General features: G+C 68.5%; 14 protein-coding genes. 7 read left to right on the forward strand and 7 right to left on the reverse strand.

Annotated elements, in window-relative coordinates:
• Positions 1-70 precede the first annotated feature (70 nt).
• From ACHFGS_RS05855 to mobC, 4 genes are read right to left on the reverse strand one after another with little or no spacing between them, the layout of a single operon-like run.
• Positions 71-532, reverse strand: a complete 462-nt coding sequence (locus ACHFGS_RS05855; protein WP_071644679.1) for a hypothetical protein — start codon at positions 530-532, stop codon at positions 71-73.
• Positions 529-1,371 (reverse strand): hypothetical protein, encoded by an 843-nt coding sequence (locus ACHFGS_RS05860; RefSeq protein WP_071644680.1) that lies wholly within the window; start codon positions 1,369-1,371, stop codon positions 529-531. Before ACHFGS_RS05860 ends, ACHFGS_RS05855 begins: the two co-directional genes overlap by 4 nt.
• Before the next feature lie 15 nt (positions 1,372-1,386).
• Complete coding sequence (locus ACHFGS_RS05865) at positions 1,387-3,138, reverse strand: relaxase/mobilization nuclease domain-containing protein (protein ID WP_282837558.1); 1,752 nt, start codon at positions 3,136-3,138, stop codon at positions 1,387-1,389.
• The gene (gene mobC, locus ACHFGS_RS05870) at positions 3,135-3,533 is read right to left on the reverse strand and encodes a plasmid mobilization relaxosome protein MobC (protein ID WP_124093359.1); all 399 of its coding nucleotides are present in this window, start codon (positions 3,531-3,533) and stop codon (positions 3,135-3,137) included. Before mobC ends, ACHFGS_RS05865 begins: the two co-directional genes overlap by 4 nt.
• A gap of 173 nt (positions 3,534-3,706) precedes the next feature.
• On the opposite strand from mobC, the gene ACHFGS_RS05875 reads away from it, so the two are divergent.
• The 3 genes from ACHFGS_RS05875 (at position 3,707) to ACHFGS_RS05885 (ending at position 4,883) form a co-directional block, all read left to right on the forward strand.
• A complete protein-coding gene (locus ACHFGS_RS05875; protein WP_394289271.1) occupies positions 3,707-4,159 on the forward strand; it encodes a hypothetical protein in 453 nt (150 codons plus the stop codon).
• 266 nt (positions 4,160-4,425) lie between these two features.
• Positions 4,426-4,638 carry a hypothetical protein gene (locus ACHFGS_RS05880; protein ID WP_282837557.1) on the forward strand — a complete coding sequence of 71 codons (213 nt, stop codon included), beginning with the start codon at positions 4,426-4,428 and terminating at the stop codon, positions 4,636-4,638.
• Positions 4,635-4,883 (forward strand): helix-turn-helix transcriptional regulator, encoded by a 249-nt coding sequence (locus ACHFGS_RS05885; protein ID WP_124093356.1) that lies wholly within the window; start codon positions 4,635-4,637, stop codon positions 4,881-4,883. The genes ACHFGS_RS05880 and ACHFGS_RS05885 overlap by 4 nt, the downstream gene beginning before the upstream one ends.
• Here ACHFGS_RS05885 and ACHFGS_RS05890 read toward each other — a convergent pair.
• Together ACHFGS_RS05890 and ACHFGS_RS05895 are read right to left on the reverse strand one after the other, a co-directional pair.
• A complete protein-coding gene (locus ACHFGS_RS05890; RefSeq protein WP_124093355.1) occupies positions 4,864-5,451 on the reverse strand; it encodes a recombinase family protein in 588 nt (195 codons plus the stop codon). The two genes, ACHFGS_RS05885 and ACHFGS_RS05890, sit on opposite strands and share 20 nt — an antisense overlap.
• A 139-nt stretch (positions 5,452-5,590) precedes the next feature.
• Entirely contained in the window at positions 5,591-5,920 is a 330-nt protein-coding gene (locus ACHFGS_RS05895) for a hypothetical protein (protein WP_394289272.1), read from the reverse strand.
• Between the two features lie 293 nt (positions 5,921-6,213).
• Between ACHFGS_RS05895 and ACHFGS_RS05900 the strand changes: the two genes are divergently transcribed.
• Genes ACHFGS_RS05900 through ACHFGS_RS05910 form a run of 3 tightly spaced genes read left to right on the forward strand, consistent with a single transcriptional unit; the run spans position 6,214 to position 9,595 of the window.
• A complete protein-coding gene (locus tag ACHFGS_RS05900) occupies positions 6,214-7,302 on the forward strand; it encodes a tyrosine-type recombinase/integrase (RefSeq protein WP_394289273.1) in 1,089 nt (362 codons plus the stop codon).
• The gene (locus ACHFGS_RS05905; RefSeq protein WP_363569187.1) at positions 7,299-7,628 is read left to right on the forward strand and encodes a helix-turn-helix transcriptional regulator; all 330 of its coding nucleotides are present in this window, start codon (positions 7,299-7,301) and stop codon (positions 7,626-7,628) included. The genes ACHFGS_RS05900 and ACHFGS_RS05905 overlap by 4 nt, the downstream gene beginning before the upstream one ends.
• Entirely contained in the window at positions 7,625-9,595 is a 1,971-nt protein-coding gene (locus tag ACHFGS_RS05910; protein WP_363569189.1) for a hypothetical protein, read from the forward strand. Before ACHFGS_RS05905 ends, ACHFGS_RS05910 begins: the two co-directional genes overlap by 4 nt.
• An 11-nt stretch (positions 9,596-9,606) precedes the next feature.
• Here ACHFGS_RS05910 and ACHFGS_RS05915 read toward each other — a convergent pair whose 3' ends face one another.
• Complete coding sequence (locus tag ACHFGS_RS05915; protein WP_394289274.1) at positions 9,607-10,074, reverse strand: ATP-binding protein; 468 nt, start codon at positions 10,072-10,074, stop codon at positions 9,607-9,609.
• Between the two features lie 52 nt (positions 10,075-10,126).
• Here ACHFGS_RS05915 and ACHFGS_RS05920 point away from each other — a divergent pair, with 52 nt between their 5' ends.
• Positions 10,127-11,374 (forward strand): IS256 family transposase, encoded by a 1,248-nt coding sequence (locus ACHFGS_RS05920; protein ID WP_394289275.1) that lies wholly within the window; start codon positions 10,127-10,129, stop codon positions 11,372-11,374.
• The last annotated feature ends 187 nt before the right edge of the window (positions 11,375-11,561 follow it).

An 11,561-nucleotide genomic window follows, 5' to 3' on the forward strand; every position in this document is an offset into this window, starting at 1 on the left:
CGCTCGCGATCGCTGATCGGCTCGGCTTTGCCAGCCGCGATCCGACGCTGCAAGCTGCTTGCCTTCTTCGTCACTTCACCCACGGTAGCCACCTCCATCTACTACTAGTTTCCGCCGATACGGGCTCGCTGTCTACGCCGCTCGCATCCTGCAAGTTCTGCATCGTGCGGTAGATCATCTTGCCCTCTGTCTCGGTCGCTTCGTCGAATAGCGCCACCAGGGCGTCGTTCGCGACTTCGCGGTCAGTCTGATTGTCAGAACCAGCTTGCCCGAGCGCCCATTCCGCCCGCTTCCACCATTGCTCGCGTGCGGCGTTCTCGCGCGCGATCAGTGTCGACCGGTAGGCCGGGTAGAAAGCGACCGCGGCCGCGACGATGGCGAACAGACCCGCCATCGGCGGGCCTGACCAGAACGCGCGCCAAAATGGGTCGTCCGCGAACGGTGGGAGGAGGCTACGCGCGCCGAACCCGACACCCGCCGCGACGACTCCGACGCTGACGAGCTGCGCGATGCGCCTCCCGCGGACGCTCATCGACCAATCTCAGTGCGCTGCACCTTCGACGATCGCGACCGGTTCGGCCGCGCCTTGGCGCTCTGTAGCTGCTGCGCCTTGACCGCCTCGGTGGCCGGCTTGCCCTGGCTGACGTCGGCGGCCATCTTCGCGCTGACGGCCTCCTTGGCCACGCCGCGCTGTTCGAGCTTGTCGGCGTCGCGCTCGCGCCGCTCGGACGAGTCGTACAGCGGCTCGGCCTTCTCGCGGGTGGCCTCGGCGCGGTTCTGCTCGCGCTCGGCCTGGACCTGTGCCTGCTCGCGCTCTCCCTCGTCGGGAGTGGTGTCGGCGGTGTCGCGTGACGCCTCGGCCGCACGGTCGGCTTCGTCGGCCTGGCGCGACAGTGCGACCGCCTCGGCCTGCTCGGTGGCGCTGCGCTGACGCTCGGTGTCGGACTGCCGGCGCAGCTGCTCAGCCTCGACGGCCGCCTGGACGGCCGCGGGATCGGCGCCGGTGTTGTCGACGTCGACGCCGTAGCGCGTGCGGAGCTCGTCGCGGATGCGGCCCTCCGCGCGCTGCGCCTCGGGGTCTTCCGTGCCCCACGCGCGCGCCGTGGTGAGTGCGCCGCCGATCTGCTGCGGCGTCGCCTTGTCCCACCAATCGGAGCGGTACACACCACCCAGCTCGACGCGAGCTGCGCGCTTCTCTGCCTCGAACCGTGACGACAGTTCGCGCGCTGCCTGCTCGCTCTGCGCCTGCGCTCGTCGTGCCGCTTCCTCGCGGCCGCGGGCAAACGCTTCGCCTACGCGGCCCGCCGCGGTGACGGCGATGCGGAGCTGCCCTTCGAATGCTTCCTCGATGCCGTCGCTCTCATCGGCCATGATCTGACTCCCTTCTCATCGCTCCGGGCCGCGATCTGCGCCCGGCTTCGTCGTGGTGCGCGGCCGCGCGGGCTCCACCTGTGGCGGAACCGGCGAGCCGGTGGTCTTGTTGCGCTGCTCCTCCGCGCGCTGCATCTTGTCGAGCGCTTCCTGCACGGATGCGTCGACGATCGCGGAGCGGTCGACCTTCGGCGGGGTCGCCGTGGCGGTCGACGTGGGGGCCGTCGTCGACATCGCGGCCGCGGGTGCCGGCATGGCTTCGAGCTGACGACGAACGTTCATCACGCGCTCCCGCACGGCGGCCTCGACGTTCGCTGCCTGCCGTGCCTCCCCGGCGGCCTTGGCGGCGTCGTAGACGGCCTGCGAGAGGTTCATGAGCTGGCGCAGCATGGCGAGCTGTGCGGCCGTCCCTTGGCCGCCGCGGGCGACGCTGGCGAGGAGCATCGTCGCCCCCGACATTGCCACCCGGCCGGCGCGCTGGCGCTTCACCGGGCGACGGTAGGTCTGCGCCGACTTGGCGAGTGCGTCGGACGCCTCGGCCAGGTCGCCGGGTGTCTCCTCGACGGCGTTTGACCAGGCTGCGAACGCGGCGGCGGTCTGCCGTGCGACCGTCGACCAGGTGTCGCGGTCGTCGAGCGGGATCGACCGAAGCTGCTCGCGGAGCTGCCCGACTTCCTCGGTGTGGCGCTGCCACAGCTCGGGGTCTGGTTCGCGCATTTCGCGACCAGGTGCAACGGGCCGCCGGCCCCGTCCCGCTGCCTGCCACTCGGCGGCCGCGTCGGTCGCCCCGGTGGGTGTGTCGGGCCATCCCTCGCGGAGCCTCGGCAGGGTGAGGTCGCGGCCCATCTGACCGCCCCCGTACCAGATCGGACGGTCGCCCTTCGTGGGCCTGGTCGCGACCGAGTAGCCGGTGATGACGTCCGTCGTGCCCTCCGCGAACCGGGGGCGGACGAGGACGCCGGAGCGGCGCAGCCGGCGCACGAACTCGGCTTCGTTCTCGCTCGCGCCGGCTGCCGCTCGGACGCTGCGCGCGAGGTCGTTCCGGGGCGCGTTCAGTCGAACCTCAGCCGTGATGCGTGCCTGGCGTTCCTTCGGGTCGAGGCGGTGCCATTCGGGCTGCTCTCCCCCGATGCGCGCGGCGTGCTGCTCGTACTTGCGCTGCGCCATGAGCGCCGAACGCTCCTCGACGCGGGACTGCTCCGCGGGGCTGTAGCCGCGAGTCGCACGCTCCCCCTTCGTCGACTCCAACTGCTCCAAGCCGTACTTGACTTCGAGCGCGCGCGCAGCGTTCTGTGCACGCTGGTAGTCCAGGTGCGTCGACGCCTTCGTGCCGTCCTCGCGAACGAGGTTCACGGCGATGTGCACGTGGTCGTTGCCGGCCTGTGAGAGGCCGTGACGGATCGCGACCCAACGGCACGGGGCCTTGGTCCCGTCGTTGTCGTCGAACCCCATCGCGGACACAAAGTCTTGCGCGATCGCCGCCCACTCCTGGTCGGTGCGAATGCCCTCCTCGGCGCGCAGCGACAGTGAGGCGTGCCACACGTGACCGCCCTTGACCTCGACGCCCATAGCGGTGCGCGGTCGGTCAAGGTGACGCGCGATCGCCTTCGCGTTGTCGACGCTCAGCTCCGCATCGTCGTACCACGCCATGAGCGCGTGATCGCCGGCCACCAGGTGCGGCTCCGTGTGCTCGTTGTGGCGGCCGCCGCCGACGAGGTAGGACACGAGGCCGGGCATCCGATCGCCGCGCGTAACGTTCGGCATCATGACAGGCTCAGCTCATCCACGGCGGCGTCGATGCGCTCCGCGACTCGGCGCACGGCGGCGAGCGTGGCGTCTGTCTCTGCCTGACGCTGACCGGTGGCGTTGGTGGCCTTCGCGATCTGGTTGACGTTGTTCGACACCGCGGCCAACAGCCGGTGCAGCTCGAACAGCTTCCCGATCGCGTTGCGCCGCTCGGTGACCGTCTCCCCCGTCTCGGATGCAAGGGTCGTCTCGACCAGCAGCCGCGGGATCGTCACCCGCTGAGCGAGCGCGAGGCGCAGCAGCCGGCCCTCCTCCTCGGGAGTCACCTTCACTTCGTGCTTGTGCTTCCGGCCGCCGGGGGCATTCGCGCGCCGACGCCGCTCGGTCTGGGGCGCGGCTGCCGTCTCATCTGACATGCGATCCCCTTCCTTCGGCCCAGCGCAGCGACCCCGCCCCGTGCGGGGACCACACGTCCAGTGTGCCGCACCCGTCGACGACTGTCGAGGGGTCAAGCCCACTTAGCCCTGCTAAGTATTTAGCTTGCTCCGTCTGGGACTCCATTCGGGTTCGCTCACGTCGACAGACGGGAGTGGTCGAGGCTTCGCCTCGGCGTGCTTTTAATGTGTCGACAGGCGTCGACTTCGAACGGCGCGATCCGTACGATTTGTGTATGGCTACGCAACTGACACCAGAGGAAGCAATCGAACGCGCGCGACGTCTACAGGATGACCGCCTGACAGCGGTTCGTACCGTTGCGGAGGCGCGGCAGTCGCTCAGTGATGTGCGCGACGAGACAGCACGCGAGCTGGCCGATCTACAGGCGCGGATCGCTGAGAGGATCGCGACCGCGGAGCGAGAGGACGTGCGCGCCTATTCGGCGGCGCTGAGCGCCGGATGGTCTGCCGATGAGCTGCGGAAGATCGGGTTCGCTGAGCCCGACAAGAAGGCGCGCACCCGACGTCGATCGACGCGCAAGCCTGCGTCCAGCTCGGCCCCTGCGGCGGCTGACGATGCGCAGTCGGAGCCTTCTACCGAGGGTTGATCGCTGGCACGGTTCCGGCCCCACGTTCCGCTCTGCGGCGTGGGGCTTTCGTGTGTCCCCGCGCTGCGGGGTTGCACTCCGCTCCCGATCCCGTCAAGGGCGCTTCGCGTCCCTTCGGGAGAGCCCTGCGGGCTCCCCTTGACCGGCTCTCCGCTGCGTGCAAGCCGGCAAGTGTTCCGAGAAAGCCGGCACCTCGGCGTACCGCCGAACTGCCTACTTTCATCGGACACACAACAAGGGAATGGGATCGAACGATGAGTGGACCCGTGAGTTTCGCAACGCTGACAACGACGCTGCCGACGTCGGACGATGAGCGCGGCCGGCTGATGCGGAACGTGAGCGAGCGTGACCAACAGCTCTACGATTACGGCCGCTCCGGCTACCGGCTGGCGGCGTCCGTGACGGTGCCGGGGAGCGACGTCGTGACGGTGATCGACACGCTCACCCGCGAGAGCGATTCGGACGGTGACGGACGATGACGCGATCCATCGCCGTGCAGGTCGCGCAGCGCATCCGGCGCGTGCTCGACACCCGCGGTCTAACGGTCGAGTGGCTGGCCGACGCGACCGGGATCAAGCCACGCACCCTCGCTCGGCGGCTGCATCTGAGGAGGCCGGCGGGCCTCACGGTCGACGAGCTGAACGCGATAGCCGGCGCGCTCGATGTGGCTCCGGGCGTCCTCCTGCACGATGACCGGGACGGCGCTAGCGCTGGGCCTGGGTGAGCTCCTGATCGGCCTTGCTGAGCGCGCGGGCAACGGTCGACTTCCCGACGCTGAGCACTCCGGCGATGTGGTCGAGGCTGGCACGCTCGGCGCGCATCCGCTGCGCCTCTGCGATCTTCTCCGGCGTCATCTTCGACGGCCGGCCGCCGACCCGACCCTGCGCCTTCGCGTGCGCGAGGCCGCGCATTGTGTTCTCCCGGATCGTGTCGACGCGGAGCTGCGCGAACACGGCCACCATGCCGAACAGGGCGCGGCCCATTGGGGTGGTGGTGTCGATCATCGGTTCCGTCAGGCTCTTGATGTTCACGCCCCGGCGGTCGAGGTCGTGCAGCGTCTCGATGATGATCCGCTCCGATCCTCCGAGCCGGTCGAGGCGGCGCACCAGGAGGGTGTCGCCCTCGTTGAGGTAGTCGAGGCAGGCGAGCCACTGCGGGCGGTCTGCGATCCGGCTCGATTCGCCATGGTCGACGAACACCCGGACGGCTCCTGCTGCGCGCAGCTCGGCCTCCTGAGCGGCGGGGTTCTGTTCACGCTTGGACACTCGCGCGTAACCGACGACGTTCGTCATGACTCGGCCTCCTGCTGCTCTTGTGCTCGGCGCTCTCGGTCGGCGGCGAGCTGGTCATAGATCGGGGTTCTCTCACGCCGGGGGCGCGATCGCCGCTCGGCGGCGGCGCTGCTCGTGGCGGCCTCGGGATCGGTCACGGTCACTCCCGGCCGGTGCCGCGATCGGAGCGATAGCCGGCGCTCCCCCGTCGGGCCTGGGTGCCCTGCTGCGGGCTCTGGCGGGTCGCCTCGGACGCGGGGCGGGGATACGACGCACTGAGCGCGGAACGGACCTGAGCGGCCCGGTCAGGGCCGGCCTGGGGTGCCGTGCGCTCGACGGTCACCGCGGCGAACACGGGGACGAGGGATGCGGGCTCGGGAGCGTAGGCGAACATGTCGGGTCGGCTCATGGCCGATCCCCCGTTCCACTGCTCCGGGCTCACGCGGGCGAAGTCGAACCGGTACGGCGACTGCTCGGCCACGTGGGCCATGAACACCTTCGATGTGCGGCCGTTGCCCTCGCGGAAGGGGTGCGCCTGGAAGCGAGAACTTTTCGATCTGATGCAACATGCGGTGGTCCCGCGTGTTTCCGGGCCTTTGGGCCGCCAGGATCGCGTCTGCATGCCTGCGTAGGCGTGGAGTGGGACGCGCCGATGTCCCCGGATGGCGCTCGGCCGCACGATTCCGGGCGGTTTCCCGAGGACGTGATCCGCGTCGTGAGCCATGTCATCCATCATAGCGTTGCGTTAGATGCAATAATGATGGGGTGAGTGAGGATGCGGAGGTGCTGCTGCTTCGGCAACCGGGCGTCGTGCCGTTGCACGAGGACGCGGCGGTGTTCAGCGGCATGCTCGATGGGTTCTCCCGTCAGCAGGTGAGTCGCGGTCTGGCCAAGCAGACCATTCAGATGCGCCGCTGGCAGGTGGAGCGGTTCCAACGGTTCGCGGACTCGCACCCGTGGGAGTGGCTGCCAGGCGACATCGAGGACTTCACCACGAACCTGTTCAGCGGCCCGCGACCGTTATCGCGCTCGACGGTGCGGATCTATCACCTGACGTTGCGCGCGTTCTGTGACTTCATCACCGACCAACGGTATGGGTGGGTGGCAGAGTGTCGCTCGCGGTTCGGGTCGGTGCCGACGCAGGTGTGCTTCGAGTGGAACACGGTCGCGCACACCGTTGATTTCGAGGGCACGCCGGGCCGGCGGCCGCTGGACTATGACGAGCTGGACGCGCTGTTCACCGTCGCGGATGCCCGGGTGGAGACGTTGCGACGGCAGGGCCGTAAGGGTGCGCTGGCCGCGCTACGGGACGCGCAGTTGCTGAAGACGATCTATGCGTGGGGTCTGCGTCGCCGCGAGGCACTGGGCCTGGATGTGGTCGATCTGCGCACGAATGCGAAGACACCGCAATGGGGCCGGCTCGGGTTGCTGCATGTGCGGCACGGGAAGTCCTCGAAAGGGTCGATCCCCAAGCGCCGCTCGGTGCTGTCGTTGCCGGAGTTCGACTGGGCGATCGACGGGCTGCGCGTCTACGTCGAACAGGTCCGGGAGAGGTTCCACCCCGGCAATCATCCGGGGTTGTGGCCGACTGAGCGCGGCACGCGCGTCGGTGACCGTTACCTCGACCGCCGGTTCGCGCAGCTGCGCGACGAGGCCGGGTTGCCGAGCGAGCTGACCTTGCACAGTCTGCGCCACTCCTACGTGACGCATCTGATCGAGCTGGGTTACGCGGAGCAGTTCGTGCAGACCCAGGTCGGCCACGCCTACGCCTCGACGACGGCGATCTATACCTCGGTGACCGATGACTACCGGAACCGCGTCCTGGCGGCAGCGATCGACAAGTTCTACTTCCCGGAAGGAAGCACGAGATGACAACGAAGACGATCACCTGGCGGCTGCGGACGTTGATGGCCGAGCGCGGTCTGTTTAAGACCACCGATCTCCTCGAACCGCTGAAAAACGAGGGCGTCGCGCTCTCCCGCGAGCAGGTGTTCCGGCTGGTGACGCAGACGCCTCAACGGCTGAACGTCGAAGTCCTCGCCGCGCTCTGCACGATCCTGGACTGCACACCCAGCGACCTGCTCGTCCTCGAACAGGCCGCCGCACGGTCGGTGCAGGCGACGGGGACGAGCGGGCGGATCGAGGACATCGGTGACCTGCGCCCCGTCCCCGCGCGCATCCAGCGACCGAAGCCGTGACGATCCCACGCGGCACTCCGCAGCCGGATGGGGCTTTCGGGCTGCGCGTCGCCGCGGCGCTGGCCACCAAGGGCGTGACCGCGCTGGAACAGGCCATCATCGACGCGGCAGAGCGAATCATCGCAACGTCGCGACGGAACGGAGTGCTCCGCCTGCTGTTGAGCGAGGATTTTGATCCCGGCGACGTGCACGCTGAGACCACCGTCGTCGTTCAGGTTCTTTTGGCGAATCTCGCACGCGAGGGCGCGACGGGCATCCGGCTCCCGCTCTGCCCGACGTGTCGCACCCGGAAGGTCGTCAAGACGCGCAACGAGCAAGGGCAGCGCGAGTGCTTCCGCTGCGCGCAGCGCCGATCGCGTGGCGAGTGCCCAGAGTGTTTGCGGATGAAGAAGCTCACCGCCACCAACGCTGATGGGCAGCGCGTCTGCCAGCGCTGCGGGCCGGACGGCATGCCGACCTTCGCCTGCGAGAACTGCGGAAAGATCGTCACCACCGTCGGGCGCATCAACGGGAGGAGAGTCTGCCTGAACTGCTATCCCCGGCGACTGCGGCGTTGCGTCTCGTGCGGGCAGCAGAAGAAGATCGCCGCGACCATCCTGCACGGCCCGCACTGCTTTGCCTGCCACAACCGCATCCTGCGCAACGCCGCCCCTTGCCCCGGGTGCGGCGAGAAGCGCATCCTTGCGTTCCTCGGTGACGGCGACCGCCCGTGCTGCGCAGGATGCGCGGGGCAGCCCGCCCGCTACGCCTGCCGCCGCTGCGGGAGCGAAGAACACAGCTACGGTCGCCTCTGCGGGAAGTGCGTTCTCAGCGACCGCTGCGACGACATCCTCACCGGCCCGGGCGGAGCGTTCCTTCCTCCGATGCGGGCGCTGCGTGACTACCTGCTCGCGCAGCCTCGCCCGGCCCAGATCATCAAATGGCTCCGCATGGGACCGAGCACCGCGTTGCTACACGACATCGCATCCGGCCGAGCGCCGGTCGATATGGTGCTCGACGCGCCTCGACCGAGCAAGCCGTTGATCTACTTGCGGACGCTGCTCCTCGACGCCGGTGCCTTGCCCCGCGACACGGCCGCCACGAGGCAGCTGATGGCCTGGACAACGCAGACCATCACCGAGGCCCCGGCCGAGCATCAACAGATGCTGCGCACCTACACCCGGTGGGTACTTCTCCGCCGCGCCAGCCGAGACGACTCCGGCGACATCGCCATCGGAGCCGCCCGGCACGTCCAATCGTCCCTGCGCGGCTTGGTCACCTTCCTCGCCTGGATCGAAGAACAACAGACGCCGCTGCGGACTCTCAACCAGGCGCAGGTCGAGGAGTTCATCACTCTCCGGACTGCGCGACGATGGCTCCCGCAGTTCCTCACATGGGCCGCCGAACGAGACATCGCACCAGACCTCGGCATCGCGACGCTCCCACGGCGGGAACCCGCGATCAGCACCTCCGAAGAGCAGCTCGAACACGTCATCCGCATCCTCGCGACGGATCGCACCATCGCACTCGATGCCCGCCTCGCATCGCTGCTGATCGCTGTCTACGGGCTCCCGGCCAGCAAAGTTCTCGCACTGCGCCGCAATCAGCTCCGCGATGAAGTCGCTGCCCTCGACCTCCTCATCGGAGACCGCCCACTCGTGCTCCCCGATCCGATCGCCGTCCTCGCCAGGGAACAACTCGATCTCCTCTCGGAGGCACCGCCTGATGGCTGGCTGTTCCCGGGCCTCCGACCCGGTCGGCCGCGTGACCCGCAGTATCTCAACCGGCGACTCCGCCCGCTCGGCGTCACCATCTCCGAGTTGCAGAACACAGCCCGATTCCGCCTCGCAGGCGCGGTCCCAGCCAAAGTCCTCGCGGACATGCTCGACCTCAGCGTTGCAACCTTCGAGAACTACGCCCGCCTCTCAGGCAGCACTCGCGGCGACTACCCCGCCCTGCGAGACACAACGTATCGGCGTTCCCCTTGAGCTGGTCACGCTCAGCGCAGCGCTTCGATCACGTCGGCCAGATCGCCAACTGGGCGTCGACCGTCAAGCTCGATAGTCGCCCCTCTCCGAAGCAGAGGTTCGACGTCCACCACGTACTGGCGAATCTCGGCCTGCTGGTCAGCCGAGCGACCATACGGGTTGTTCGTCCGAGTCGCGACGCGCTCGATCAGCACCTCGACCGGAGCGCTCAGCAGCACCACATGCTCGAACCGGTCATAGAAGCGGCCCTGGTTCTCGACCGTTCCCGAGACCACCACATCATCGTGACGATCCAGCAGCGCGCTCATCCGATCCTCGTCCCACACCGAGCCGGGCAACTCCCAGCCGTCGTAGTCCGTGTCCACGGTCAGACGCCCGCGCCGAGCAAGCTCATCCAACAGAGTCGACTTAGTTGAGTCCCGCATAGTGGTGTAACGCTCGGTGATCGGGCTCGTCGCTACCGACGTGAGCGCGGTCACCGTGTGATCCTTCGAGGAATCTCCTACAACCCACTCGAATGGAGTCATCACGATGACCGCTCCTCATATTGTCGACCCTGCCGGCGTGCTGGCAGAAGCCCTGACCGACGCGTCGCCGGATCTGATGCGCTCGTTGTTGCAGACGATGATCAACGCGCTGCTGTCCGCCGACGCGGACGCCGTGGTTGGCGCCGAATGGGGTCAGCCCAGCCCCGATCGTCTGACTCGCCGCAACGGCTATCGGCACCGCCCGCTCGATACACGTGTCGGCACGGTCGATGTCGCGATCCCGAAGCTGCGGGCCGGAACGTACTTCCCTGACTGGCTGCTCGAGCGGCGCAAGCGCGCCGAGTCGGCGCTGATCACGGTGGTCGCGGACTGCTACCTCGCCGGCGTCTCGACCCGCCGGATGGACAAGCTGGTGAAGACGCTCGGCATCCACTCGTTGTCGAAGTCGCAGGTCTCGCGCATGGCGGTCGAGCTCGACGAGCACGTCGAGCAGTTCCGGCACCGGCCGCTGGATGAGGCGGGACCGTTCACGTTCGTCGCCGCGGACGCGCTGACGATGAAGGTCCGCGAGGGCGGCCGTGTCATCAACTCCGTCGTCATGGTCGCGACCGGCGTCAACGGCGATGGCCGGCGCGAGGTGCTGGGCATGCAGGTCGCCACCAGCGAGACAGGGCCGGCCTGGAACACGTTCTTCGCCGACCTCGTCGCGCGCGGCCTTGCGGGCGTGCGCCTGGTCACCTCCGACGCCCACCGCGGGCTCGTGGAGGCGATCGCGGCGAACCTGCCGGGAGCGGCCTGGCAGCGCTGCCGCACCCACTACGCCGCGAACCTGATGTCGGTGACGCCGAAGAGCTACTGGCCGGCCGTGAAGGCGATGCTCCACTCCGTCTACGACCAGCCCGACGGGCCGTCCGTGCATGCCCAGTTCGACCGGCTGCTCGATTACGTCGAGGAGAAGCTGCCGGCCGCGCACGAGCACCTCGATGCCGCCCGCGCCGACATCCTCGCCTTCACCGGCTTCCCCGAAGCCGTCTGGCAGCAGATCTGGTCGAACAACCCGAACGAGCGGCTCAACCGCGAGATCCGCCGCCGCACCGACTCCGTCGGCATCTTCCCGAACCGCGACGCGATCATCCGCCTCGTCGGGGCGGTCCTGGCCGAGCAGACCGACGAATGGGCAGAAGGCCGCCGCTACCTCGGCCTCGACGTGCTCGCCAAGAGCCGCCTCACCCTCGTGCCCGACACCGGAAGCGAGGTGACCACCGACCCCGTCCTCCAGCTCTCCGCCTAACCAATCAGAACGAAGGACGCCGCTACACCACTACTTGGGACTTGACCCGGTCGCCGCGTACCGCGTTATGCCGATGCCGCGCCACGCGTCGAGCGCCGCACACCCGTCGGCGGCCGCGATGCGACGGTGCGCCGCAGCACGCTCGCCACCTCAAGGCCGATCAGATGAGGGGCGTGCGATGCCTCCG

Source organism: Microbacterium sp. (assembly GCF_043427715.1).
Classification (GTDB): domain Bacteria; phylum Actinomycetota; class Actinomycetes; order Actinomycetales; family Microbacteriaceae; genus Microbacterium.